Raw genomic sequence first — 26,395 nt, forward strand, 5'->3', positions numbered from 1 at the left:
GGGGCGGCGGGGCGGCCGCCCGCGCCCCCCGCCCCCGCCGCCCCCCCCCCGGGTGCGGGGCGCCCCCCCCCCCCCCGCCCCCCCGCCCCCCGCCCCGCCCCGGGGCCCCCCCCCCCCCCCCGCCCCCCCCCCGGCGGCGTCGCGTTCATCGGCCGAGGTAGCTTTCCGGCATGGCTGATCTCTATGAGCTGTTGCTGGCACTGGACCTGAGGGACAGCGTCTCCGACGCGGACATCGCGGAGCTCCGGTGGCACCTCGGGCTGGGGGCCGAACCGGAGGACCTCGGGATCATCACCGTGTGCCCCGAGGTGAGGGAGGACGACAGCGGTGAACCATTTGTCGAGGAGCGCCGCCCGGAGCCCCTGCTGACCGGGTCCGGACCGGCCTGGAAGATCGGCGGGGCGCTCGTATCGGTGTTGACGCCGCCCGCGACGGATTCGCCTGGTACGTGGGCGCTGACCGTCCGGCAGGAAATCCATCCCGACGAGTTCGACCTCCTCGGTGAACTGCTCGGGTGGCTCGCCGCCCACGCCGACGACCGGCACCGGTCCGCCGACGGCGCGGTCCGGGTGGGCTGGACCCGGTTCTACGAAGCGGACCGGTTCGACCCCCTGGTGGTCCAGGACGACGAGGTGCGGTGGCCGTAGGCGCCGTCGCTTGATCGTCCCGGGGCGGGGTAGCGAAAGGGCATGGCCACTGAGAACACACCCGCCGCTTCCGGTTACGCACAGCCCGAGGTCGACGTCCAGGCGCTGGCCCGGGTGCTCGACGGGGAGTACGCCGGTATCCGCGATCTCGTCCGGAGCAACCTGGTGGCGTACGCCTCCGTGCTGGAGGAGGCCGAGGAGCTCGGACGCGAGGCGTATCGCGAGCGGGTGCGGGAGATCGTGGTGGAGATGGCCGCGACCGGGCAGACCGGGATGGGGTTCCCGCGGGAGTACGGCGGGGGCGGTGACGTCGGGGCGTCCATCGCCGCGTTCGAGACGCTTGCCTTCGGGGACCTGTCCGTGCTGGTGAAGGTGGGGGTGCAGTTCGGGCTCTTCGGCGGGGCGATCGCGCAGCTGGGCACCGAGCGCCACCACCGGGCCCTTCTGCCGGACCTGATCACCGGGCGCCTGATGGGGTGCTTCGCGATGACCGAGACCGGGCACGGCTCCGACGTGCAGTCGCTCGGGACGGTCGCGCGGTACGACCCCGGCACCCGGGAGTTCGTCCTGACCACCCCGGACGACGGGGCGTGCAAGGACTACATCGGCAACGCCGCCCGCCACGCGGAGCTCGCCGTCGTCTTCGCCCAGCTGGAGGTCGGCGGAAAGGCGGAGGGCGTGCACGCCTTCGTCGTACGCGTCCGGCAGGACGGCGAGGTGGTGCCCGGCGTCCGGATCGAGGACGACGGGCCCAAGATGGGCCTCAACGGCGTCGACAACGGCCGCATCCGCTTCGACGGGGTGCGCGTGCCGCGCGAGGCGCTGCTCAACCGGTTCGCCGACGTCACGGCCGAGGGCGTCTACGAGAGCCCGATCGAGAACCCCGGACGGCGCTTCTTCACCATGCTCGGGACCCTCGTGCAGGGCCGGGTCAGCGTCGCCGGCGCCGGGGTCGGCGCGGCCAAGGTGGCCCTCGCGATCGCCACCAAGTACGCCGTGCGGCGGCGGCAGTTCGCGACCGCCCCGGGCACCGGGGAGCAGCTGCTCCTCGACTACGGGCTGCACCAGCGCCGCCTGCTGCCGCTCCTCGCCCGTACCTACGCCCTGCACTTCGCCCAGGACGTCGTACGCGGCCAGTTGCACGACGTCTTCTCCGGCACCGAGGGCGACGAACGGGCCCGGCGCCTCCTGGAGTCCCGGGCCGCCGGCACCAAGGCGCTCGCCACCTGGCACGCCACCCGGGTCGTCCAGGAGTGCCGCGAGGCGTGCGGCGGCGCCGGCTACCTCAGCGTCAACCGGTTCGCCGCGCTCAAGGCCGACAGCGACATCTTCACCACGTTCGAGGGCGACAACCACGTCCTGCTCCAGCTCGTGGCCAAGGGCCTGCTCACCCATTACGCGAGTGAGTTCGAGGACCTGGACCAGCTCGGCACGGTCCGCCATGTCGCCGGGCTCGCCGTCGAGACGGTCCTGGAGAAGACCTCGGCCCACAAGCTGCTGGAGCGGGTGCGGGACCTGCTGCCGGGCGGCGACGAGTGGGACCGCGAGGCCGGGCTGCTCGACCCGGAGTACCAGCTCGCCATGGTCCGCTTCCGCGAGGAGCACATGCTCGCCGGTGTGGCCCGCAGGCTCAAGCGCGGCATCGACGAGCACGAAGACCCCGGCGCCGTTTTCTCCCGCGTCCAGGACCACGTCATCGCCGTCGCCCGCGCACACGTCGAACGGCTGGTCCTCGAAGCGTTCACGGAGAAGGTGCGCGCGCTGCCCGAGGGCGGGAACAAGGAGGCGCTTCGGCTGCTGTGCGACCTCTTCGCGCTCTCGGTCATCGAGGCGGACCGGGCCTGGTTCATGGAGCACGGCCGGCTGACCGTCCAGCGCTCCAAGGCGATCAGCCGCGAGGTGAACGACCTCTGCCGCAAGGTCCGGCCGCTCGCGGTCGGCCTCGTGGACGCCTGGGGCATCCCGGACGAGATGCTGCGCGCGCCGGACCTGGTGGGCTAGGGCCGGTCTTCAGACCCCCTCTGCCGCGCGACGCGGACGGCGGTCGTCGCCAGGGTCACGTAGTGCATCGTGAAGCGTCCGCCCAGCGCGTCGATGGCGTCGCCCACCGCCGACAGGATCTCCGTCAGCTGATCGGGGCCGAGCCGGGTCAGGCCCCCGGTGGTCGGGAGCAGGTCCAGCCACTGGTCCCGGGTGTAGGGGCGCTCCCAGTCGAACCTCCACTGCTCCGGTTCGTGGAAGTGCCCGGTCGCGCGGATCTGTTCGGCGGTCTTCGCGTACCCCGCGCGGTACGCGTCCAGCGGGCGCCGCGCCGGCTGACCGCTGAAGGGCGAGTTCGGCGCCACCCGGCGCAAGGCCGCCGCGAACGCCTCCGCCACCTCGGCGGGCGGCTCGAAGACGTGCCCGAAGACCGCCAGGCGCCCGCCCGGCCGCAGCACCAGGGCCGCCTTTTCGGCGCCCACCGCCGGGTTCACCCAGTGCCACGACTGGGCGGCGGTCACCGCGTCGAACGTCCGGCCCGCCGGGTCCCACGCCTCGAAGGTCGCCACCTCGACCGGGACGCCGTGCGCGCGTGCCAAGTCCGCCATCCGGGCATCCGGTTCGACGCCGAGCACCGTACAGCCCGCCGCCCGGAACTGGCGGGCCGCGATCCCGGTACCGCAGCCGACGTCCAGCACGTCCGGTCCGGGGCTGCCGTCGGCGACACGGGTCACCAGGGCGTCGGGATAGGGAGGGCGGGCTTCGTCGTAGCGCCGTGCGTCGGTGCCGAAGGACTCCGCGGTCCGCCGGGCGTGATGAGGTTCTCGCGGTAGAGTGGGCATGCGTTCACCTTAGTGGGCAAGTGCCCACTCGCCAAGGCCGGCGGGGACGCGGACGACATGGGGAGTGAGTACGTGCCGACCGGAGTGCACCTTCGCGACGCCCGGCAGCAGCTGTTCGACGCCGCCGAGCGCGTCCTGCTGCGGGACGGCCCGAACGGTCTGACCAGCAGGGCCGTCACCGATGAGGCGGGCTGCGCCAAGGGCGTACTGCACCGTCACTTCGCCGACTTCGACGCCTTCCTGGCCGATCTCGTGCTCGACCGGGCCGCGGATCTCGACGCGCGGGCGCGGACGCTGAGCGAGAGCGCCGGCACCGGCACCGTGGCGGGCAACCTCACCGACGCGCTGACCGGCCTGTTCGGGCCGGTGCCGGTGGCGATCATCCCCCTCATCACCTTCCGGGACGAGCTGCGCGCGCGCCTCAGGCAGGCGACACCGCAGGGCGGCATCGCGATCCTCGCCCAGATCACCAGCGCCGTCTCCGGCTACCTCACGCAGGAGCGCGCGCTGGGCCGGGTGTCGGTCGGCGCCGACATCGACTCCCTCACCCTCTCCCTCGTCGGGGGCGGGCACCTGCTGTTCGCGGACCGCGACCCCGGGCCGCCGGACGCGGCGGCGGTCGGCAAGCTGGTGGCCACGGTGCTCGCGGACGTCGTACGGCGGTGACGTGCGGCCGACGGGCCGTCCGGCTACCCAGGGCGGATGAGTATCCCCGCTCAGCCGGGCGGACGTGCGGCGCACGACGATGGAACTCTCCCCGAGCGAACCGGAGATACCCCATGATCAGCCGTCTTGCCGGTCAACTGGTGCCCGCCTTCGGGCGGTTGACACTCACCACCGAAGCGGATGCCGTCCTGCCCCCGTCCGGCATCATCGCCGCCAACCACACCTCGCTCGCGGACCCCGCGATCGTCCTGGCGGCCCTGCGCCTCCTCGGCGCCCGGCCCGTCGTCATGGCGACCGCCGGGCTCTGGCGCGTGCCCCTGCTCGGCCGCGCCCTGGCGCGCGAGGGCCACATCCCCGTCCACCGCGGCGACGCCCGCGCCGGCCGGGCCGTCGGCCTCGCCCAGGAGGCGCTGGAGCGGGGCCGGCACATCCTGATCTACGCGGAGGGCGGCCTCCCGGACCGCGGCGACGCGGCCGAGGCCGCGCCGGGCGCCTTCCACCGCGGCCTCGCCCGGCTCGCCCACCGCACCGGCGCGCCCGTCATCCCGCTGGGTCAGGCGGGGGCCCGCCGGGTCACCTCGGGCTCGGCCGCCAAGCAGCTCGCCGGCCTGGCCACGGCCCCGTTGCGCCGCCCCCGTCTGCACGTCCACGTCGGCCCGCCGCTGCGACTCGACGGCGACGGCCCGGCGGCCACCGCACAGGCCCGCCTCGCCGTCACCGCCGCCTGGCGGACGGCGGCCGCCAGGCTGGGGGAGCCCGCCGCCCTCACCGCGTAACCCCGCGGCTCAGAGCTCGGCGCCCACCGCGCTCAGGAAGGTGCGGAACTTCGCGGCGGTCTCGGCGGTCTCCGCCTCGGGTTCGGACGCCGCGACGACACCCGCACCGGCGTAGAGGCGCAGCGTGCGCTCCTCCGCCTCGGCGCAGCGGATGGTGACGACCCATTCCCCGTCGCCGCGCGCGTCGCCCCAGCCGACCATGCCCGTGAAGAAGCCACGGTCGAACGGCTCGGTCCCGGTCAGCACCTGCCGGGCCGTCGCCGTCGGCGTCCCGCACACCGCCGGGGTGGGGTGCAGGGCGCAGGCCAGTGTGAGCGCGGAGACGTCCGGGTCGGCGAGCGTGCCCGTCACCGTGGTGGACAGGTGCCACATGGTCGCGGTACGGATCAGCGTCGGCCGCGGCGGCACGGTCATCCCGGAGCAGTAGGGGGCGAGCGCCTGGTGCACGGCGTCCACGACGACGGCGTGCTCGTGGAGGTCCTTGGCGGATTCCAGGAGCGCGGCGGCGCGGCGGACGTCCTCGGCGAGATCGTCGCTGCGCGGGGCCGAGCCCGCGAGGGGATTGGAGACCAGCCGGCGGCCCCGGCGGGAGACGAGGAGTTCGGGGCTGGCGCCGATCAGGGTGCGGCCGGGGCCGGTGGGGAGCGCGAAGGTGTAGCCGGAGGGGTCGCGGCGGGCCAGGCGCTGGAGCATGGCGGGCACGTCCAGCGGTGCCGGCGAGGTGAGTTCGAGGGTGCGCGCGAGGACGACCTTGCTGAATTCGCCGCGCCACATCCGTTCCACGGCCGAGGCCACGCCCTTCGCGTAGACCTCCGGCTCCGGCACCTGCCGGATCTGCCATCCGGGGGAGGCGACCCCCGGCGAGGGCAGGGCGATGAGGGGGTCGGAGGTGAGCGGCGGCCCGGTGCGCAGCGCGGTGGGCACGCTCAGGGCGGCCGGCTGCGTGTGGTCGAACGGGATCGCGCCCATGACCACCGGCGATCGCTGTCCGGCGTCGGCGGCCTCCGCCAGGGTGTCCGCCGCGCGCCGGTCCACCGGCTGTGCGCCGTGCGGCACTTCGCGGCCCGGGCCAGGGGCCAGCAGGGTGTGTCTCGGGGTGGCGAGGAAGCGGGCGCCGGGCGCGTAGGCGTCCAGGAGGGAGGTGGCCGCCCCGGTGGCCGGATGGGCCTCGGGTATGGGTGTGGCGACTCGGGATGCCGTCGACACGGGGACTCCGTTCTCGATGGCCCCGTGGGCGGGGCCAGGGATGAGGATGCGCTGAGGAGCTGCGCCGGTTCGGCGCGGCGGCACGCCTGCGGCGGGTCTTCACCCGGAGCAGCACCTACGGTAGGTTAGGTGAGGGTAACCTAAGTTTCCTTGTTCGCGCAGGAGGGCGGTGGGGTTCAGGCCATGAATCCGGCGTCCGAACTGCGTTTCCCGGCAGCCGGGTTGACGGGGTGGGTGCCTGTGTCGCGCGTGTCGATGTTAGGTTAGCCTTGCCTCGGCCGGAGGGGGGACTGTGGCCGATTCCACCAGCCTTCGCCGCGGGCGCCGCGCCCCGCCGGGCGGCCCGGGCCGCGCCCTCGCGCGCCCTGTGAACGCCCCCGCCCCGGGCGGATGTTCACGCGTGCGCCGCCGCGCCGGGCCCGTAAGCACCGTCACTCTCGCTCCGACCCGTCGTCGGCGCCCACCCACTGAGGAGTACCCCGATGAGCCAGACCTTGTCACCCGAGCGTGTCAGGGCCGACATCGCCGAACTGCTGGGCTGCGAGCCCGGTGAGATCGCGTCCGACGAGAATCTGGTCGACCTCGGTCTCGACTCGATGCGGATCATGGTCCTGGTGGAGCGCTGGCGCGCCGCGGGGGCGACCGCCCTGGAGTTCCCCGATCTCTTCGAGCTGCCCGAACTCGGCCACTGGCAGGCGCTGCTGGCGGGTGAGGCCGCATGAGCCGCACCGACCGCCGCGACCGCCACCTGGACCGGATCGCCGAAGTGCGCGCCGGTCTGCACGCCGAGAAGGTCGGCTACCCGATCGGCATCCGGGAGACCGAGGTCGTGCGCACGGCCCCCGTCGGCGCGGGCCTGCTGCGCGTGACGCTGGGCGGCCCCGGCACCGAGGGGTTCGAGGCCCACGCGCCCGACGAGCACGTCAAGCTGATCTTCCGGGAGCCGGACGGCACCCTGCGTCTGCCCGAGCGGAACGGGGCGATGCTGCGCTGGCCGAGGCCCGTGCCGACCTCCCGCGAGTACACCGTGCGGCGCTACGACCCCGTCGCCGGTGAGATCGACATCGACATCGCCGTCCACGAGGGCGGACTCGCCTCCGAATGGGCCGGCAAGGCGCGGCCCGGCGACACCGTCCACGTCGCCGGACCGCCCGGCGGGCTGATCGTCCCGCACACCTACGACCGCTATCTGCTCGCCGGGGACCTCACCGCCCTGCCCGCCGTCGCCCGATGGCTGGAGGAGCTGCCGAGGACCGCCAAGGGCTGGGCGTTCGTCGAAGTCGCGGACGCCGCCGAGGAGATCGGGCTCCTCGCGCCCGAGGGCGTCGAGGTCCACTGGCTGCACCGCGACGGCGCGCCCGCCGGCTCCGGTGACGCGCTGGCCCGGGCCGCGATGTCCGTCACCGTGCCCCAGGGGGAGCGGGTGTACGTCTGGGTGGCCGGCGAGGCCGGGCAGATCAAGCCGCTGCGCCGCTGGGTCCGGGACGAACTCCGCCTGGGCAAGGGCGACTACGACATCACCGGCTACTGGAAGCGGGGCGTCGCGGATTTCGACGAGGACGACCACGACCACGGTCACGACCACTGAACCGTCACGGGACCGGGGGCGCGCAGCCGCGGGTTGTCCCCCCGAAAGGCCATCAAGTAAGGTGAGCCTTACCTAAGTAGCAAGGAGCTTCGGAATGTCCATACGCAGATCGTCCGGCCTGGTCGGCGCCGTCGCGCTGGCCCTCGTCCTGGCCGGATGCGGGTCCTCCTCGGACGGCGGGTCGGACTCCGCCTCGGAGAAGACCGAGACCCGGGTGTTCACCGCGGACAACGGCAAGATCACGATCCCGGCGAACCCGAAGCGTGTGGTGGCCACCGGCTATGCCGTGCCCGCGCTGATCGAGGCCGACGCACCGCTGGTCGGCATCTCGTCGTGGAAGCGCGGCGAGCCGATGATGAACAAGGAAGACCTCGCCACCTACAAGAAGCTCACCAAGGTGGCGGGCGAGCAGGCGGCCGAGACCAACTACGAGGCCATCGCCGAGGCCGAGCCCGACCTGATCGTCATCGGTGTCCCGGCGCCCGTGCTCGGCGACATCGACATGAAGCGGCTGAAGTCGATCGCCCCCGTCGTCGCGATCGGCCCGAGCCTCCCGTCCGCCTGGCGCGACCTCTCCCGCAAGCAGGCCGACGCGGCCGGCGCGCTGGAGCAGTTCGACGCCCAGAAGAAGGCGTACGACACCAAGGCCGCCGAACTGGCCGCCAAGTACAAGGACGTCCTGCCGAAGCTCAAGCTCGGTCACGTCGGCGCGTACGGTGACGCCGCCAAGGGCACCTTCCAGCGCGAGTTCAACGGCTCCTGGGGCACCAACATCGCCGAGGACCTGGGCGCCACCTACTACGGCAAGGTCAAGAAGCCCGGCCCGGGCTCCCAGGCCGTCAGCGAGTACCCCTCCATCGAGGAACTGCCCGACGCCTTCCGTGAGGCCGACGCCCTGACCTACTCCGTCAGCGCCGACGGCACCGTCCCGCCGTCCGTCAAGTACGTCCTGGAATCCAAGCTCTGGAAGAACCTGCCCGCCGTCAAGGCCGGCAAGGTCTACCCGTTCCGCTACACCGAGGCCGCCACCTACGGCGAGGCCCTGATGACCCTGGACGCGGTCGACCAGTCGCTCGCTCCGCTGCTGAACCGGTGACCGTCGCGGGCCGCGCGTCCGAGGCGGCGGGAAACCGGCGATCCGCTCCGCAGACCGCCCTGCTCGTCGGCGGACTGGTCCTGCTGGCCGCGCTCGCCGTCCTCAGCATGGGCGTCGGGGCCCGCCACATCGCCCCCGGCGAAGTCGTGCGCGCGCTGTTCGACTACCGGGGCACCGACGACCACGTCATCGTGCGGGACGTACGGGCGCCGCGCGCCATGCTCGCCGTCGCCGTCGGTGCCGCGCTCGCCGTGTCCGGCGCGCTCATCCAGACGCTCGCCCGCAACCCGCTCGCCGAGCCCGGCATCCTCGGGGTCACCGCGGGCGCCGGGTTCGCCGTGACCATCGGGTCCGCGCTCGGCCTGGCCGCCGGCCAGGCCGGGCAGCTCGGCTTCGCCGTCATCGGATCGGCGGTCGCGGCGCTGCTCGTCGCCGCGGTCGGCCGCCGCTCACCGCTGCGCCTGGTGCTCACCGGGGTCGCGCTGACGGCGGTGCTGAGCGGCGTATCGCTCGGCCTGCGCCTGATGCTCCCCGACACCTTCGACGCGTACCGCTTCTGGTCCGTCGGCACCCTGGCCGGGCGCGAACAGGCGCCGCTCGCCTGGCCGCTGACCGCCATCGCGGTCTCGCTGGCCGGCGCGCTGCTGCTGAGCAGGGCCCTCAACGCCCTGACGCTCGGCGAGAACGTGGCACACACCCTCGGTGCCCGCGTCGGCCGCGTCCGGATCGTCACCCTCGTCCTCATCACCGTGCTCAGCGGGGCGGCGACGGCGGTGGCGGGACCCATCCTCTTCGTCGGGCTGATCGTGCCGCACCTCGCGCGCCGCCCCGCCTCCGGCTCCGTACCCTGGCTGATCGGCTACACCATGGTGCTCGGCCCCATCCTGCTGCTCGCGGCGGACATGGCCTCCCGCGTCCTGCTCCCCACCGGCGAGGTGCCGGTGGCCATCGTGACCGCGTTCCTCGGCGGCCCCATGCTGATCTGGGCGGTCCGCCGCTACGGGGCGGGGTCGCTGTGAACATACGCGGACTGCGCGCCGAACGCCGCACGGTGGTGCTCGTCGCGGTGCTCGTCGCCCTGATGCTGGCCCTCGGCCTCCTCGGCCTGTGTTACGGGGCGTCATGGGCCACGCCCGGCAAGGTGTTCGCCGTCCTCACCGGCTCGGAGCACTCCGTGGTGATCCGGGACTGGCGGCTGCCGCGCGTGCTCGCCGGCATCGTCTTCGGCCTCGCGCTCGGTGTCGCGGGCGCCCTCTTCCAGAACCTCACCCGCAACCCGATGGGCAGCCCCGATGTCATCGGGCTCGACGCCGGCGCCTACACCGGAGCCCTCGTCGCCCTCACCGTACTGTCCGGCACCTCCGCCCAGCTGGCCGTCGGCTCCGTGGCCGGCGGGCTGGTCGTCGCCGCCGCCATCTACCTGCTCTCGCTCGAACACGGCTTCTCCGGGCTCCGGCTGGTGGTCATCGGCATCGCCGTGAACGCGATGGTGACCGCGATCAACTCGTGGATCGTGCTGCGCGCCGAGCTGGAGGTGGCGATCGCCGCCGTCGGCTGGAGCGCCGGCTCCCTCAACGGCGTCGGCTGGGAGGACCTGGGCATCCCGTTCGCCGTGATCGCGGTGCTGCTCCTGCTGATGACCACCCGGGCCCACGCCATGCACCAGGCGGCGCTCGGCGACCCGGTCGCCGTGACCACGGGCGTCGGACTCGACCGGCTGCGGCTGCTGATGGTCCTGGTCGGCGTCGGCTGCACCGCCACGGTGACCGCCGTGGCCGGGCCCATCGCGTTCATCGCGCTGGCCGCGCCGCAGATCGGCCGCCGGCTCGCGGGCGCCGCCGGCATCCCGCTGCTCCCGGCCGCGCTCACCGGAGCGGTCCTGCTCCAGGGCGCGGACCTGCTGGCGCAGATGCTGCTGGCCCCGGTCGCGCTGCCGGTGGGCGTCGTGAGCACCGCGATCGGCGGTTGCTATCTGATCTGGCTGCTGACCAAGGAGGTGAGGCGCGCGTGACCGCACGCCTGACGGCGCGGGAGATCACCCTGCGCTACGGAGACCGCGTCGTGTCCACACGGCTCACCCTCGACATACCCGACGGCGCCTTCACCGCCATCGTCGGCCCCAACGCCTGCGGGAAGTCCACCCTGTTGAGCGCGCTCGTACGGCTGCTCAAACCGCACTCCGGACAGGTGGAGTTCGACGGCCGCGAGGTCGGCGCCTTCGGCACCAAGGCACTGGCCAAGCAGCTCGGCTTCCTCCCGCAGGACCCCACCGCGCCGGAGGACATCAAGGTCCGCCAGCTGGTGGCCCGGGGCCGCTTCCCGCACCAGTCGATGCTCGCCCTGTGGTCGGACGGAGACCAGGCCGCCGTCGACGGGGCGATGACCGCCGCCGGCGTCGCCGACCTGGCCAACCGGCCCGTACAGGAACTCTCGGGCGGACAGCGGCAACGCGTCTGGATGGCGATGGTGCTCGCCCAGCAGACGCCCTACCTGCTGCTGGACGAACCCACCTCGTTCCTCGACATCACCCACCAGTACCAACTGCTCGGCCTGCTCGCCAAGCTGCGCAACGAGGGCCGCACCGTCGTCGCGGTCCTGCACGACATCAACCAGGCGTGCCGGTTCGCCGACCACCTGGTGGCCATGAAGGCCGGCGAGGTGGTCGCCGAGGGCGACCCCGCGGACATCGTGGACGCCACGCTGATCAAGGACGTCTTCGACCTGCCCAGCGTCGTCGTCCCGGACCCGGTGACCGGCACTCCGATGGTCGTCCCCACACTGCAAGGAGAGTAAGTTGACCACCGCGAGCGTGCCCCCGGACGGCCTCCTGCCCCTGACCGGCGCCCAACTCGGCATCTGGAACGCCCAGCGCATCGAACCCGACTCGCCGTACTACGTGGTCGGCGACGTGATCGAGATAGCCGGTGAGGGACCCGTCGACACGGACGCGCTCGCGCGGGCCGTCCGGGCCACCACCGAGGAGGCCGAGAGCCTGCGGCTCAGGGTGTACGAGACACCCGACGGCCCCCGCCAGGCGGTCGGCGCCGAACCGGTCGCCCTCCCGCCGCTCGTCGACGTCAGCGCGGCGGCCGACCCCGCCGCCGCGGCCCAGGCGCTGGTCGACGCCGAACGCGCCCGGCTCGCCGAGGCGTGCCGGGGCATGACGGACCGCCCGCTGTACTCCCGTACCGTCATCAGGCTCTCCGACCGCGAGGTCTGGTACACCCAGCTCGGCCACCACCTCGTCTTCGACGGCTACACCGCCGCCCTGCTCGCCCGCCGCACCGCCGCCCACTACACCGCCCTGGTCCGCGGCACCGAACCGCCCCGCTCGACGTTCGGCGCGTTCGCGACGCTCGTCGCCGAGGACACCGCCTACCGCGAGAGCGACCGGGCCGCCGAGGACCGGGCGTACTGGGTCGAGCGCTTCACACCGCTGCCCGACGTCGACCCCCACGACGGGCCCGACACGGCCGGCGCACCCGCCCGCACCCTCACCGCACGGGCCGAACTGAGCGCCGGCGAGACCGCCGCCCTGCGCGCCTTCGCCGACGCGGAGGGCGTCACCTGGGGCGAGGCCCTGATCGCCTGCTACGCCGCCTTCCTGCACCGCATGCTCGGCCGCACCGACGTCGTCTTCGCCCTGCCCCTGATGTGCCGCACCGGCTCCGCCGCGCTGCGCACCCCCGCCATGGCGGTCAACGTGCTGCCGATGCGGGTCACCGTGCGCGGCGACGACCGCCTCGGCGACCTGAGCCGGCGCGTCGCCGGCGCCATGCGCGAGATGCGCGACCACCAGCGCTACCGGGGCGAGGACCTGCCCCGCGACCTCGGCGTGCCCGGCGCCGGAGCGCTGCTGCACGGACGCGGCATCAACCTCAAGGCGTTCGACCTGAGCCTCGACTTCGCCGGGGCGGCCGGCGTCATGCGCAACGTCGCGGGCGGACCGCCCGAGGACATGGGCCTCAGCGTCCTGCCCACCCGCGACGGCGGGCTCCTGCTCGGCTTCGAGGTGGACGCCCGCGCCAAGGACCAGGCGGCCGTCGACAGCCTGATGAGCGGCCTGCGCGCCCTGCTCACCGGGCTCGTCGAGGGCCTGCCCGTCGCCCGGATCGCGCTCACCCGCGACGGGCTGCCCGAAGCGTGGAGCCCGCCCGCCCTGCCCGGCCCCCCCCTCGACGTGCCCGCCGCGCTCGACGCGACGGCCGCCGCCGGACCCGGGAACACCGCCCTGGTCTGCGGCGCCGAACGGCTCACCGCCGCCCAACTCGCCGACCGGGTCCACCGCGTGGCCCGCGCCCTGCGCGCCCGGGGAGTCGGCGCCGAGGACGTCGTCGCGCTCGCCCTGCCGCGCTCGGCCGACGCCGTCGTCGCCCTGCTCGCCGTGCTGGACGCCGGCGCCGCCTTCCAGCCGCTGGACGCCGCGCACCCGCCCGAGCGGCTGCGCGAACTCGTCGCGGACACCCGCCCGGTCCTCGTCCTCACCGACGGCACCGTCGACGGACTGCCCTGGAAGACCCTCCTGGACGAGGCCGCCGGCCTGTCCGGCGCCCCGCTGACCACCGCCGAGCTCTCCCGGCCCCGCGACCCCGGGCACCTGGCCTACGTCATCCACACCTCCGGATCGACCGGCCGCCCCAAGGGCGTGCTCGGCCGCGCCGGCGGGCTCGCCGCGCTGCTGCACCACCAGCGGTCCACGGTCGTCGCGGAGGCCGAACGGGCCACCGGCCGTCGGCTGCGCGCCGCGCACACCTACTCCTTCGCCTTCGACTCCGCCTTCGAACACCTCGTCTGGCTGCTCTGCGGACACGAACTCCACGTGTACGACGCCGACACGGCCCGCGACGCGGACGCCCTGCTCGCCGCGTACGCCCGCGACGGCATCGACGTCATCGACACCACGCCCTCGATGGCCGCCCCGCTCATCGACGCCGGACTGCTCGACCTGCCCCCGGCGCTGCTGCTCCTGGGCGGCGAGGCGACCCCGCCCGCCCTGTGGCGCCGCGTCGCCGCGTCCGGGATCGCCGCGCGCAACATGTACGGGCCGACCGAGGCCACCGTGGACGCCACCACCGCCCGGATCGACGGCGGCGACCCGGTCATCGGACACCCGCTCGCCGGCACCCGGGTCTACGTCCTGGACAGCGCCCTGCAGCCCGTCCCGCCCGGCACGGCCGGCGAACTGTACCTGGCCGGACCGCATCTGGCCCGCGGCTACCTCGGACGCCCCGGGGCCACCGCCGAACGCTTCGTCGCCGACCCGTTCGGCGCCCCCGGCGACCGCATGTACCGCACCGGCGACCGGGCCCGCTGGCTGCCCGGCCGGGGCCTGGAGTACGGCGGCCGGGGCGACGGACAGGTCAAGATCCGCGGCCACCGGGTGGAGACCGGCGAGGTCGAGGAGGCCCTCGCCGCCCTGCCCGGGGTCACCGCCGCCGCCGCCCGGGTCCTCTCCTCCCGGCTCGTCGGCTACATCGTGTCCGCCTCCGTCACCGGCGACGAGGCACGCGCCCGGCTCGCCGAGCGGCTGCCCGACCACATGGTGCCCGCCGCCGTCGTGGTCCTCGGCTCCCTGCCCGTCACGCCCAACGGCAAGCTCGACCGCGCCGCGCTGCCCGCGCCCGCCCTGCCCGGCGGCGGCCGGGAGCCGGGCACCGAACGCGAACGGCTGCTGTGCACCGTCCTCGCCGACGTGCTCGACGTCGAACGCGTCGGCGTGGACGACGACTTCTTCGCCCTCGGCGGCGACAGCATCACCGCGATCACCGTCAGCAGCCGGCTGCGCGCCCTCGGCCTCGGCCTGCGCCCCAAGGACCTGCTGGCCCGCCGCACCTTCGCCGCGCTCGCCGCCTCCGCCGAGCTGCTCGACGGGGCGGCCGGCCCGGCGGACGAACCGGTCGGCCCGGTGCCCGCCCCGCCCATCGTGCGCGCCCTGCTCGACCCGCACCCGGACATCGACACGGTCGCCGGATACGCCCAGTGGACCGCCCTGCACGTGGACGCGCTCACCGCGGCCGAGCTGACCCGGGGGGTGCAGACCCTCCTCGACCACCACGACGCGCTGCGGCTGCGCGTGGCCGGCGAACCGGAGATCCTGCCCCGGGGCACGGTCCGGGCCGCCGTCGAGGAGATCACGGCCGAAGAGGCCACCGGAGGGGAGGACACCGGCGACGACGTGACCGCCCTCGCCCGGCGGCTCGCCGGACAGCTCGACCCGCGCGCCGGCGACCTGGTGCGCGCCGCCCTGCTGCGTACGGGCGACGGAGCACCGGACCGGCTGGTCCTCGTCGTGCACCACCTCGCCATGGACGGCGTGTCCTGGCGCGTCCTCCTGCCCGACCTGCACACCGCCTGCGCCGGCGGCGCCCTCGCACCCGCCGGCACCTCCTGGCGCCGGCACGCCCAGCTCCTCGCCGAACAGGGCAGGACCGGCGCCCGGCGCGGTGAACTCGCCCACTGGCGCGAGGCACTGGGCTCCACGGCCCGGCTCGGCGCCCGCCCCCTGGACCCCGCACGGGACACCGCGGCCACCGCCCGCCGCTCGGTCACGACCGCCTCGCCCGAGGCCACCGAGGCCCTGCTCACCACGCTGCCCGCCGCCTACCGGGCCGGCGTCGACGAGGTCCTGCTCGCCGCCCTCGTGCTCGCCCTGCGCGGCTGGGGCCTGCGCGGCGACGCCGTCACCGTGACCATGGAGGGCCACGGGCGCGAACACCTCGACCTGGCCCGCACGGTGGGCTGGTTCACCAGCGAATACCCCGTCCGGGTGCCCGCCTCCGACGATGTGCGTGAGACCCTGCGCGCCGCCAAGGAGGCCCGCCGCGCCGTCCCCGACAACGGCATCGGCTACGGGGTGCTGCGCCACCTCGACCCTGAGGCGGGTCCGGAACTCTCGGCGGCCGGGCCGCCCGACGTGCTGCTCAACTACCTCGGCAGGTTCGCCCCGTCGGCCGCCGACGGCTGGCGGCTGCCCGAGCACGACGCGTTCTCGGTGACCGAGCCGGACGCCAAGTCCCTCGAACAGGTGCTGGCCCTCAACTGCTTCGTCCACGAGGGCGACGCACCCCGGCTCGCCGTCGAGTGGACCGCCGCCGGCGAGGTCCTGGGCCCCGACGCCCTGGCCGCCCTCCAGGACTGCTGGGCCGCCGCGCTCGACGCGCTGGCCGCGCACGCCCTGCACACCACGGGCGGGCTCACCCCCTCCGACCTGCCGCTGGTGGCGCTCGACCAGGACGCGATCGACGCCCTGGAGCGCACCGGGCGGGTCAGCGACGTGCTGCCCGCCACCCCGCTCCAGCTCGGTCTCTCCTTCCACACCATGGTCCGCGAGGACACGGACACCGATGTCTACGTCGTCCAGGCCGTCACCACCCTGTCCGGGGAGCTCGATCCGGACCGGATGGCCCGCGCCGCCCACGAGCTGCTGCGCCGCCACCCGGCGCTCCGGGTCCACCTGGGCACCGTCGGGGACGACGTGGTGCAGGTGATCCCGGCCGACGTCGCCCTGGAATGGCGGCAGGACGACGACTTCGCCGAGGCGGCCCGCGCCGACCTGGCACGGCCCTTCGACCCGGCCCGGCCGCCGCTCATCCGCTTCCTGCTCTCCCGGACGGGGCCCGCCGAGCACAAGCTCGTCATCACCAACCACCACGCCCTGCTCGACGGCTGGTCGATGCCCATCGTCGGCCGCACCCTCCTCGCGATCTACGCGGAGCTCGGCGGCGGACCCGCCGCACCGGTCTCCCCGCCCCTTTCGGAGTACTTCCACTGGCTGGCGGGCCGGGACCAGGAGGCGTCCGTCGCCGCCTGGCGCGAGGCGCTCTCGGGTGTCGAGGACGCGACCCGGCTGGCCCCCGCGAGCACCGGAAACGCAGTGGAGCGGCCGGGCCGGGAGACCGTCGAGCTGGGCCGCGAGTTCAGCGACCGGCTGCGCGCCTTCGCCCGCGAGCGGGGCATCACCCTGACCACGGTCCTCCAGACGGCGTGGGGCCTGCTCCTCGGCAGGCTCACCGGCCGCCGCGACGTCGTGTTCGGCTGCCCGGTCTCCGGCCGCCCCGCCGAGGTGGACGGCGTCGAGTCGATGATCGGCCAGCTCGGCACCACCGTCCCGGTCCGCGTCCGGTACACCCCGGACCGCACGGTCGCGGACCTCATGGCCCAGGTGCACGCGGAGAGCGTCGCCCTCGCCGAGCACCACCATGTCGGACTGCCCGGCATCCAGCGGGCCGTGGGCATCGGTGAACTCTTCGACACCATGCTCGTCATGGAGAACTTCCCGCTCTCCAGCCGCACCCGCACCCCGCTCGCCCCCGGGCTCGACCTCACCGGCGTCGACATCACGGACGCCACCCACTACGCCCTCACCGTCATCGTGATCCCGGGCGACGAGATCACCGTCGGCCTCGGCTACCAGCCCGGCGCCTTCGACCGGGACACCGTGCGCGCCTACGGCCGCTGGCTGCGCAACCTGCTCCACGAGATCACCGAGGACCCGGACAGGGCCGCCGTCGCGCTGCCCGCCCTCGACGCCGGCGAGCGCGCCCGCATGCTGCGTACGGGCACCCGCGTCGTCGCCGCGCGGGAACGCGGGCACTGGCTGGACGAGTTCGCCGGCTGGGTCCGGCGCAAGCCCGGCGGCGAGGCGCTGGTCTGCCGCGACCGCAGCCTCTCGTACGAGGAACTCGACCGGCGGGCCAACCGCCTGGCGCACGCGCTCATCGCGCACGGCGTCCGGCCGCAGGACCCCGTCGCCGTCCTCCTGGGACGGGACGTCGAGATGACCGTCGCCCTGTTCGGCGTCGCCAAGGCGGGAGCGGTGTACGTGCCGATGGACGCGGCCTATCCGCGCGAACGGCTCGCGTACATGTTCGACGACATCGCGCCGGCGGCCGTCGTGACGACCGGCGCCGAACTGCCCGTCGACCGCGAGGTCCCCGTCCTGCGCCTGGACGACCCGGCCACCCTCGCCTCCGTACCGGACACCGACCCGGCCGAGGCCCGCGCCCGGCTCACCGACGACGCGCTCGCGTACGTCATCTACACCTCGGGCACCACCGGCCGTCCCAAGGGCGTCGGCGTCACCCACCGGGGCGTGCCCGATCTGATCGCCCTCCAGGAGGAGGTCGTCGGCGTCACCGAGCACGACCGCTATCTGCACTTCGCGTCGACCGGCTTCGACGTGGCGTTCTGGCAGACCATGGTGCCGCTGCTGTCCGGCGGCACGTCGGTCATCGCGCCCGAGGAGGTGCGCGTACCCGGCGACGAACTCCTCGACTACATCGCGGAACACCGGGTCACCGGGGTGAACCTGCTCCCGTCGTTCCTCGCGGCCATGCCCGACGACCGCACCGTCGACCCCGACGTGTTCTTCGTCGTCGGCGCCGAACGGCTCGACCCGGAGCTCGCCCACCGCTGGGGCCGGGGCCGCCGGGCGCTGTTCAACGCCTACGGGCCCACCGAGGTCACCATCAACTCCACCACCTGGCACTACGACCCGGAGGACGCCGGACCGCTGCCCATCGGCCGCCCCGACCCGAACGTCCGCGCCTATGTGCTCGACGGCGGACTCCAGCCGGTCGGCGTCGGCGTCACCGGCGAGCTGTACCTCGGCGGCCCGAGCGTGGCCCGCGGCTACCTCGGCCGCCCCGGGCTGACCTCCGGCGCCTTCGTCGCCGACCCGTACGGGCCGCCCGGCACCCGCATGTACCGCACCGGCGACCTGGTCCGGTGGCGGCACGACGGACAGCTCGTCTTCCTCGGCCGCGCCGACCACCAGATCAAGGTGCGCGGCTTCCGCGTCGAGCTCGGGGAGATCGAGACCGCCCTCACCGGCCACCCCGACGTCCGCGCCAGTGCCGTCGTCCTGCGCGAGGGGCGGCTCGTCGGCTACGTCATCCCCACCGACGGCGCCGACCCGGACCCCGCCGAGGTGCGCGCGTACCTCGCCGAGCGGCTGCCCGACCACATGGTGCCGACCGCGCTCGTCACGCTCGACCGGCTGCCGCTGAGCCCCAGCGGCAAGCTCGACGCCTCCGCGCTGCCCGCCCCCGCCACCGTCTCCGCCGTCCGGCGCGAACCGGCCACCGAGGCGGAGGCGCTGCTGCTCGCCGTGTTCCGGGACGTCCTGGGCCGCGACGACATCGGCCCCGACGACAACTTCTTCGACGTCGGCGGCGACAGCATCGTCTCCCTCCAGCTGGTCTCCCGGGTCCGCCGCCAGGGGCTCGGGCTGAGCCCGAAGGACGTGTTCGACGGCGAGACCGTCGCGGGCATCGCCGCCCGGGCCCGCGCCCTGGACGGCGAGGCCGCCCCGGCCGGCGGGGACGCCCCGCTGACCCCGGTCATGCGCGACCTGCTGCACCGGGCGGGGAAGGCCGCCGACGGCTTCTGCCAGTGGGTGGAGGTCTGCGTCCCGGCCGGCGGCGACGAGCAGGGCTGGCGGGCCGTGCTCGACGCCCTGCTGGCCCGCCACGACGTGCTGCGCGCCCGCCTCGGCGACGACGTGCTGCACATCCCGCCGGCCGGCGGGGTGACCGGCGCCGACGTCCTGATCCGCGTCCCGGCGGACGGCGACCCGCGCGCCGCCGCCGACGCCGCGACCGCCGCGGCGCGCGAGGCGATGGACCCGCGCACCGGACCGATGCTGCGCGCGGTCTGGGTGGACGCCGGGCCCGGCCGCCCCGGCCGGCTCGTCCTGATCGCCCACCACCTGGTGGCCGACGGCGTCTCCTGGCGCATCCTCCTGGACGACCTCCGGCACGCCCACGACGGGGGAGAGCTGACCCGGCACGGGCAGTCCTTCCTCGGCTGGGCCCGCACCCTGCGCGAGGCCGACCGGAGCGCCGAACTCCCGCACTGGCGGCGCATGACCGCGACCCCACCCCTCACCCGGCCGCTCGACCCGGCCCGGGACACCGTGGACACCGCCGCACACCACGAGATCCGGCTCGACGCGGACACCACCCGCGCCCTGGTCACCACCCTGCCCGCCGCCCACCGCACCACTCCGGACGCGGTCCTGCTGACGGCGCTCGCCCAGGCGGCACGCGACTGGCGGGGCGTCCCCGAACTCCTGGTCGCCCTGGAGAGCCACGGCCGGCCGCGCGAGGTCGACCTCTCCCAGACCGTGGGCTGGTTCACCGCCGTCCACCCGGTCAGGCTCGACGCCTCCGACGACGTGCGGGCGGTCCGGGACCGGCTGCGCGCCCAGGGCGACGGCCTCGGACACGGCATCCTCACCACGGCGGGCCTGCTCGCCCCGGTCCGCCCGGAGGTCGCCTGGAACTACCTCGGCCAGTACCCCGGCGCCCCGGATGCCGAGACGCCCTGGCAGCCCGCCCCGGACGCCGACCCGCTCGGCTCCGACGGCTCCGGCCCGATGCCCCTGCCGTACAGCCTGATGGTCAACGCCCTGGTGCGCGACGACGCGCTCGGGGTGCGTTTCACCTGGCCCCGGGCGCTGTTCACCGGGGCGGAGATCGAGGAGCTGGCAGAGCACCTGAGGGCCGCGCTGCTGCGGCTCGCCGCCGCGCCGGAGACCGTCGCGCTCGGGGACCGGCCGGTCGCCGCCGTGCAGCCGCTGAGCCCGTTGCAGGAGGTGATGCTGCGGCACTCGCGCACCGAGCGCCCCGACCCGTACACCGTGCAGTCGGTGTTCTCGCTCGCGGGCCCGCTCGACACCGAGGCGCTGCGCGGGGCCGGCGACGACCTGCTGGCCCGGCACCCCAACCTGGGCGCGGTCTTCCCCGCCTCCCTCGCGGTCATCCCCAAGGCGCCGCGCCCGGAGTTCCGGGTCACCGGCGCACCGGCCGACGACGTGCTGGCCGCCGACCTCGCCGAACCCTTCGACCTCGCCCACGGCCCGCTCTACCGGATCACCGTGATCCGGCGCGGAGCCGAGCGCGCCGACCTCGTCCTGACCAGCCATCACGCCCTGTCCGACGGCTGGTCCGCCCCGCGCATCCTCGGCGAGCTCTTCGCCCTGTACACCGCGCGGACCCGGGGGACCGCGCCCGGCCTGCCGGCCCCCGTCCCGTTCGCGGACTACCTCGACTGGTGCGCGGAGCACGAGCCGGACCTCGACGCCTGGGCGGCCGAGCTGGACGGGCTGCCCGAGGGCGACTACCTGGGCGGCGGCGCGAGCGGCCCGGCCTGGCAGGAGCCCGAGGTCATCACCTTCGACGCGGCCCTCGTGGCCGGGCTCACCCGGCTCGCCGCGCGGCGCGGGCTGACCCCGAACACCCTGGTGCAGGGCGCCTGGGCGGTGCTGCTGGCCCGGCGCTCGGGGCGGCGGGACGTCTGCTTCGGCGCGATGGTGTCGAGCCGGCCCCCGGCGCTGGAGGGCGTGGAGGAGATCATCGGGCTGCTCGCCAACACCGTGCCGGTCCGGGCCCGGCTCACCGGCACCCTGGCCGCCGCGCTCACCGACCTGCAGGCCCGCCAGCGCGACCTCGTCGAGCACCACCACGTGGCCCTGGCGGACCTGGAACGGCTCACCGGGCGGCGCAGGCTCTTCGACAGCATGGTGGTCTTCGAGAACTACCCGGTCGACCCGGCCCGCCTGCGCGAACCGGCGCCCGGACTCACCGTGCTCGCCACCCGCTTCCGGGAGTCCACCCACCACCCCGCCACGCTGACCGTCATGCCGGACGGCGACGGCTGGACCGGAGTGCTCGCCCACCGGGCCGGCACGGACACCGACGGGCTCGCCGGCCAGCTGGTCGACCTGCTGCGGAACATGGAGCGGTATCTGGACGCGGACGTGCGCGGCCTCCTGGGGGAGCGATGACCACGGCGTCCGCGCCGCCCGCCGAACGCGTGGACCGGGAACTGCTGCGGATCGCGTTCATCCTGGTCCTCGGCACGTTCATGGCCACGCTCGACGCCACCATCGTCAGCGTCGGCCTCGACCGGCTCACCGAGGAGTTCGGCGCGTCCGTCGCCGAGATCCAGTGGGTCTCCAGCGCGTACCTGCTCGCCGTCGTCGCCGCCGTCCCCGCGTCCGGCTGGCTGGCCGGCCGCTTCGGCGGGCGGCGGGTCTGGCTCGCGGCGGTCGGTGTCTTCCTGCTCGGCTCGGTGCTGTGCGCCTCGGCCTGGTCGGCGGGCAGCCTCATCGTGTTCCGGGTGGTCCAGGGGCTGGGCGGCGGCCTGCTCCCCGCGACCGGGCAGGCGCTGCTCGCCCGGGTCGCGGGCCCCGGCCGCACCGGCAAGGTGATCAGCGTCGTCGCCGTGGTCCCGCTGCTCTCACCGGTGTTCGGGCCGCTCGCCGGGGGCTCCGTGCTCGCGGTCGCGCCGTGGCCCTGGCTGTTCCTGGTCAACCTGCCGGTCGGCGCGGCGGCGATCCTGCTGGCCCGCCGGTACGTGCCCGCGGTGCCCCCCGCCCCGCGGCGGACCGCGTTCGACCTGCGCGGGGCGCTGCTGCTCTCGCCGGGCCTCGCGGTGCTGGTGTACGGGCTGACCGAGGTCGCCCACGACCGCGCCGCCCCGGCCGTGACCGGCGTGGCCGCCGGACTGGCCATGCTGACCGCGTTCACCGTGCACGGGCTGCGCACCCGGTCCGTTCCGCTGGTCGACCCCCGGCTGTTCGCCCGGCCGCCGTTCGGTGCCGCGGCCCTCGCGCTGGTGGTGCTGGGGGCCTCGGTCTTCGGCACCACGTTCCTGCTGCCGCTGTACTTCCAGACGGGGCGGGGGATGTCGGCCTGGGAGGCCGGACTGCTGCTCGCCCCCCAGGGGCTGGGCGCCGCCGCCGGATCGGTCCTCGTCAACCGGACCATCAGCAAGGCCGCGCCGAGGACCCTGGTGGTGGCCGGCATCGTGCTGATCGTCGCCGGGACCGCCCCGTTCACCCTGCTGGGGCACGGGGTCCCGGACGCGGTGATCGCCGCCGCGCTGGTGGTGCGGGGCTTCGGGATGTCGATGGTCGGCGCGCCCGTGATGAACATCGTCTACAGCCGGATCGAGCCGGAGCAGCTGCCCCGGGCGGCCGGGGCGCTCAACCTCCTGAACACCGTGGGCGGTTCGGTCGGCACGGCGGCGGTGGCTGTGATCCTGGAGAACCGGCTCGCCGCCCCGGGCACGGACGTCCCCGCGGCCTTCGGTGCCACCTTCTGGTGGGTGCTCGGCTTCTGCCTGTCCGCCGCGCTCGCCGCGACGCGGCTGCCGCGTACCCAGGCCCGGAAGGAGTGACCGGCGGACACACGGGTGTGCCCCCGGCCCCGCGAATCCGCCGGGGCCGGGGGCACACCCGTGTGCGGGGGCTCAGGGGCGGCCGGTCAGATAGCCGCCCATGGAGGTGAAGTACTCCGTCGCGGGCAGCTCGCGGCCGTCCTCGGTGCGGACCCGGGTGACGGCCAGACCGTGGTTGCGGCCGGTGCGGGCGTCGGCCCCGGCGACGATGACCACGCCCTCGCCCTCGCGGTAGAAGATCCGGCCGGGCGTTCCGCCGTAGCGCCCCTCGGAGACCACACTGGCCAGGATCTCGATCCGCTTGCCCCGGTGGAAGGTGAAGGCGCTGGGGTACGGGGCCGACTGGGCGCGCACCAGGCGTTCCAGGTCCTCGGCCGGCCAGGTCCAGTCGATCCGGATGTCCTCCTCGGCGCGCTTGTGGAAGAACGTGGCCTGCGAGCGGTCCTGGGGGGTGAACTCCGTCTGCCCGTCCGCGATCAGGGCAAGTGCCTTGGTGGTGACGGGGGCGATGAGGTCGACGGTCTTGTGGAAGAGGTCGGTGGCGGTGTCCCGGGGGCCGACCGGGACGGACTCCTGCCGGACGATGTCGCCGGCGTCCAGCTCGTCGTTCATCATGTGCGCGGTGACGCCGACCTCGCTCTCGCCGTTGATGAGGGCCCAGATGAGCGGCGAGAAGCCCGCGTACTTCGGCAGCAGCGAGTCGTGGACGTTCAGGGTGCCCCGGCGGGGGAGCGCGAAGATGCGCGGCGGAATCCAGGTACGCCAGTTGTTGGCGACGATGACGTCGGGGTCGGCCGCCTTCAGCCGCTCGTACAGCTCGTCGTCGTCCGGGCGGTTGCGGATGAGGACCGGGACGCCGTGCTCCTCGGCGAGATCGGCGACGGAGTCGCTCCAGATCTTCTCGTAGGCGTGCTCGCTCCTGGGGTGGGTGACGACCAGCACCACGTCGTGCTCGGAGTCCAGAAGCGCTTGCAGGGTGCGGTGCCCCCAGGTCTGGTAACCGAACATGACGACCCGCATGGGGTTCCTCCTCGACGTAGAGACAGAGCCAGGTAAGTAAAGCAAGGCTTACCTTATCTTGCAACGGACGGGCGGCGTGCCCCAGTTGGCGCACCCCTGTGGTGAAGGTGTCCGAATCGCGCCGGTCGACAAGCGTTGACGGATTAGCTTAGGCTCACCTAAGTTCAATGGGCCGCTGTTCCGGCGTGCCCGTCCCTCGCCCGTTCCCCACATCCGACAGGCGGCTTCCCCGCACGATGGGAGTGACATGTCACAGGCTCGTCCTGGCGACGCAGCACCGGTCCACGACCTCATTGGCATCGGCTTCGGGCCGTCCAACGTGGCCATGGCGATCGCGATCAGCGAGCACAACGCGCGCTCCGGGGCGCGGGAAGCGGTGACGGCCCAGTTCTTCGAGCAGCAACCCGCCTTCGGGTGGCACCGGGGCATGCTCATCGACGACGCCACCATGCAGGTCTCGTTCCTCAAGGACCTGGTGACACTGCGCAACCCGGCCAGCGAGTTCAGCTTCCTCTGCTACCTCAAGAGCAAGGGACGCCTGATCGACTTCATCAACCACAAGAACCTCTTTCCGCTGCGGGTCGAGTTCCACGACTACCTGGAGTGGGCCGCCTCCCAGGTGGACGACCTCGTCTCCTACGACCACGAGGTCGTGGGCGTGACGCAGGTGGCCGAGGACGGCGTGGTGGAGTTCCTGGACGTCACCGTCCGGTCGGGGGAAGGGCTCACGGTCCACCGCGCCCGCAACCTGGTCATCGGCACCGGACTGCGCCCGCTGCTGCCCGAAGGCGTCGAACGCGGCGACCGCGTCTGGCACACCTCCGAACTGCTGAGCCGGATCGGTGAGATGGACGGCGCCTCGCCCTCCCGCTTCGTCGTCGTGGGCGCCGGGCAGAGCGCCGCCGAGAACGTCGCCTATCTGCACCGCCGCTTCCCCGAAGCCGAGATATGCGCCGTCTTCTCCCGCTACGGGTACAGCCCGGCCGACGACAGCGGCTTCGCCAACAAGATCTTCGACCCGGAGGCGGTGGACGAGTTCTACGCGGCGCCCGAGAGCGTCAAGCGCCGGCTGATGGACTATCACGGGAACACCAACTACTCCGTGGTCGACATCGACCTGATCGACGACCTGTACCGGCAGATGTACCAGGAGAAGGTGCTCGGCACCGAACGGCTGCGCTTCCTCAACGTGTCCCGGCTCACCGAGGCGGTGGAGACCCCGGACACGGTGCGCGCCACCGTGAGGTCCCTCGTGACCGGCGAGGAGACCGTGCTCGACGCCGATGTCGTGGTGTTCGCCACCGGCTACAGCCCGGCCGACCCCCTCGGCCTGCTGGGCGGGGCCGGGGCGCACTGCCTGCGCGACGAGGAGGGCCGCGTCCGCGTCGAGCGCGACTACCGCATCGCCACCGACCCCGCGCTGAACTGCGGCATCTACCTCCAGGGCGGTACGGAGCACACCCACGGCATCACCTCGTCCCTGCTGTCCAACACCGCGATCCGGGTCGGCGAGATCCTGGACTCGCTGCTGGACCGGAGGGTGAAGTCCGCACCGGACGAGGCCCGCCCGCTCGCCGGCCGAACCGGCGGCCACTCGCCCGACACCGAGCACACCCCCGCCGAGGAGGCACCACGCGCATGAGCACCAATCCGTTCGACGATCCCGAGGGCCGTTTCCTGGTCCTGGTGAACGACGAGGGCCAGCACTCCCTCTGGCCGTCCTTCGCGGACGTGCCGCCCGGCTGGGCCGTCGCGTTCGAGGAGAACGGCCGGGACGCGTGCCTGGCGTACGTCGAGGCCAACTGGACCGATATGCGGCCCCGTTCGCTCGCCGCGTCGATGGACGCCGGACGCCCGTGACCACGGCCGCGCCGCACCCCGCGCCCCCGCCCTCCCCCTCGCGCCGGCGGGCGCCGCGCGTCCGGACCGCCGGACCCGGCGACGCCGTCGCGCTGGCGGAGCTGTCCGGGCCCTTCGCCCGCTCGGGAGCCCTGCGCGAGCGGCCCGACTCCCTCTACGCGGCCCGCGCCGGTGAATTCCTCGTGGCGCTCGGCTCCGACGGCCGGATCGAGGGCTGCGTGGGCCTGCGGGTGTACGAGGGGGAGGGGGCGGACACGGGCGTCCTGTACAACTTCTGCGTGGCGCGGCACCGGCAGGGGCGCGGGGCCGGCGGCGCCCTCCTGCGCACCGCACTGGCCCTGGGCCGCGCCCAGGCGCTCGGCGCGCTCTTCACCGCGACCACCGGCGACGGCCGGCTGTTCCGCCGATACGGCTTCGCGCCGGTGACGGCATGTCAGGCACCGCGCGCCTGGGCCGAGTCGCTGGACCCCCGGCGCAACGCGGTGGTCCTCACCCGCACCCCGTGAGGGGGCGCCGGAGCTCCGGCGCCC

The 26,395-nt window shown here is 74.2% G+C and carries 18 protein-coding genes; 15 read left to right on the forward strand and 3 right to left on the reverse strand.

The window, feature by feature from the left end:
• Positions 1-170 precede the first annotated feature (170 nt).
• Together FKN01_RS13655 and FKN01_RS13660 are read left to right on the forward strand one after the other, a co-directional pair.
• The gene (locus tag FKN01_RS13655; RefSeq protein WP_143620060.1) at positions 171-647 is read left to right on the forward strand and encodes a hypothetical protein; all 477 of its coding nucleotides are present in this window, start codon (positions 171-173) and stop codon (positions 645-647) included.
• Between the two features lie 42 nt (positions 648-689).
• Positions 690-2,648 (forward strand): acyl-CoA dehydrogenase, encoded by a 1,959-nt coding sequence (locus tag FKN01_RS13660; protein ID WP_143620062.1) that lies wholly within the window; start codon positions 690-692, stop codon positions 2,646-2,648.
• Here FKN01_RS13660 and FKN01_RS13665 read toward each other — a convergent pair.
• Positions 2,645-3,469 carry a bifunctional 2-polyprenyl-6-hydroxyphenol methylase/3-demethylubiquinol 3-O-methyltransferase UbiG gene (locus tag FKN01_RS13665; protein WP_143620064.1) on the reverse strand — a complete coding sequence of 275 codons (825 nt, stop codon included), beginning with the start codon at positions 3,467-3,469 and terminating at the stop codon, positions 2,645-2,647. The genes FKN01_RS13660 and FKN01_RS13665 overlap by 4 nt on opposite strands.
• Positions 3,470-3,541: 72 nt before the next feature.
• Here FKN01_RS13665 and FKN01_RS13670 point away from each other — a divergent pair, with 72 nt between their 5' ends.
• Together FKN01_RS13670 and FKN01_RS13675 are read left to right on the forward strand one after the other, a co-directional pair.
• A complete protein-coding gene (locus FKN01_RS13670; RefSeq protein WP_143620336.1) occupies positions 3,542-4,135 on the forward strand; it encodes a TetR/AcrR family transcriptional regulator in 594 nt (197 codons plus the stop codon).
• A 113-nt stretch (positions 4,136-4,248) separates the two neighbouring features.
• Positions 4,249-4,911: a lysophospholipid acyltransferase family protein gene (locus FKN01_RS13675; protein ID WP_143620066.1), complete on the forward strand. Its 663-nt coding sequence runs from the start codon at positions 4,249-4,251 to the stop codon at positions 4,909-4,911.
• Between the two features lie 9 nt (positions 4,912-4,920).
• Here the strand turns inward: FKN01_RS13675 and dhbC are convergent, their stop codons facing one another.
• Complete coding sequence (gene dhbC, locus FKN01_RS13680; RefSeq protein WP_143620068.1) at positions 4,921-6,117, reverse strand: isochorismate synthase DhbC; 1,197 nt, start codon at positions 6,115-6,117, stop codon at positions 4,921-4,923.
• A gap of 482 nt (positions 6,118-6,599) precedes the next feature.
• On the opposite strand from dhbC, the gene FKN01_RS13685 reads away from it, so the two are divergent.
• From FKN01_RS13685 to FKN01_RS13720, 8 genes are all read left to right on the forward strand, one after another.
• Positions 6,600-6,839: a phosphopantetheine-binding protein gene (locus FKN01_RS13685; protein ID WP_143620070.1), complete on the forward strand. Its 240-nt coding sequence runs from the start codon at positions 6,600-6,602 to the stop codon at positions 6,837-6,839.
• A complete protein-coding gene (locus tag FKN01_RS13690; RefSeq protein ID WP_143620071.1) occupies positions 6,836-7,705 on the forward strand; it encodes a siderophore-interacting protein in 870 nt (289 codons plus the stop codon). Before FKN01_RS13685 ends, FKN01_RS13690 begins: the two co-directional genes overlap by 4 nt.
• 94 nt (positions 7,706-7,799) lie before the next feature.
• On the forward strand, positions 7,800-8,801 hold the full coding sequence (locus FKN01_RS13695) for an ABC transporter substrate-binding protein (protein WP_143620073.1): 1,002 nt from the start codon (positions 7,800-7,802) through the stop codon (positions 8,799-8,801).
• Positions 8,798-9,820, forward strand: a complete 1,023-nt coding sequence (locus FKN01_RS13700) for an iron ABC transporter permease (RefSeq protein WP_143620075.1) — start codon at positions 8,798-8,800, stop codon at positions 9,818-9,820. The genes FKN01_RS13695 and FKN01_RS13700 overlap by 4 nt, the downstream gene beginning before the upstream one ends.
• 62 nt (positions 9,821-9,882) lie before the next feature.
• Entirely contained in the window at positions 9,883-10,812 is a 930-nt protein-coding gene (locus FKN01_RS13705; RefSeq protein ID WP_260696876.1) for an iron chelate uptake ABC transporter family permease subunit, read from the forward strand.
• A complete protein-coding gene (locus tag FKN01_RS13710) occupies positions 10,809-11,594 on the forward strand; it encodes an ABC transporter ATP-binding protein (RefSeq protein WP_143620079.1) in 786 nt (261 codons plus the stop codon). The genes FKN01_RS13705 and FKN01_RS13710 overlap by 4 nt, the downstream gene beginning before the upstream one ends.
• A gap of 1 nt (position 11,595) precedes the next feature.
• Entirely contained in the window at positions 11,596-21,588 is a 9,993-nt protein-coding gene (locus FKN01_RS13715; RefSeq protein WP_143620081.1) for a non-ribosomal peptide synthetase, read from the forward strand.
• Entirely contained in the window at positions 21,585-22,985 is a 1,401-nt protein-coding gene (locus FKN01_RS13720; protein WP_143620083.1) for an MDR family MFS transporter, read from the forward strand. Before FKN01_RS13715 ends, FKN01_RS13720 begins: the two co-directional genes overlap by 4 nt.
• A 72-nt stretch (positions 22,986-23,057) precedes the next feature.
• Here FKN01_RS13720 and FKN01_RS13725 read toward each other — a convergent pair whose 3' ends face one another.
• Complete coding sequence (locus FKN01_RS13725) at positions 23,058-24,005, reverse strand: methionyl-tRNA formyltransferase (protein ID WP_143620085.1); 948 nt, start codon at positions 24,003-24,005, stop codon at positions 23,058-23,060.
• A gap of 247 nt (positions 24,006-24,252) precedes the next feature.
• On the opposite strand from FKN01_RS13725, the gene FKN01_RS13730 reads away from it, so the two are divergent.
• From FKN01_RS13730 to FKN01_RS13740, 3 genes are read left to right on the forward strand one after another with little or no spacing between them, the layout of a single operon-like run.
• Positions 24,253-25,647 carry a lysine N(6)-hydroxylase/L-ornithine N(5)-oxygenase family protein gene (locus tag FKN01_RS13730; RefSeq protein WP_143620087.1) on the forward strand — a complete coding sequence of 465 codons (1,395 nt, stop codon included), beginning with the start codon at positions 24,253-24,255 and terminating at the stop codon, positions 25,645-25,647.
• The gene (locus FKN01_RS13735) at positions 25,644-25,865 is read left to right on the forward strand and encodes an MbtH family protein (RefSeq protein WP_143620089.1); all 222 of its coding nucleotides are present in this window, start codon (positions 25,644-25,646) and stop codon (positions 25,863-25,865) included. The genes FKN01_RS13730 and FKN01_RS13735 overlap by 4 nt, the downstream gene beginning before the upstream one ends.
• On the forward strand, positions 25,862-26,371 hold the full coding sequence (locus FKN01_RS13740) for a GNAT family N-acetyltransferase (protein ID WP_143620091.1): 510 nt from the start codon (positions 25,862-25,864) through the stop codon (positions 26,369-26,371). The genes FKN01_RS13735 and FKN01_RS13740 overlap by 4 nt, the downstream gene beginning before the upstream one ends.
• The last annotated feature ends 24 nt before the right edge of the window (positions 26,372-26,395 follow it).

Origin of the sequence: Streptomyces sp. 130 (assembly GCF_007096885.1) — a bacterium.
Lineage (GTDB): Bacteria > Actinomycetota > Actinomycetes > Streptomycetales > Streptomycetaceae > Streptomyces.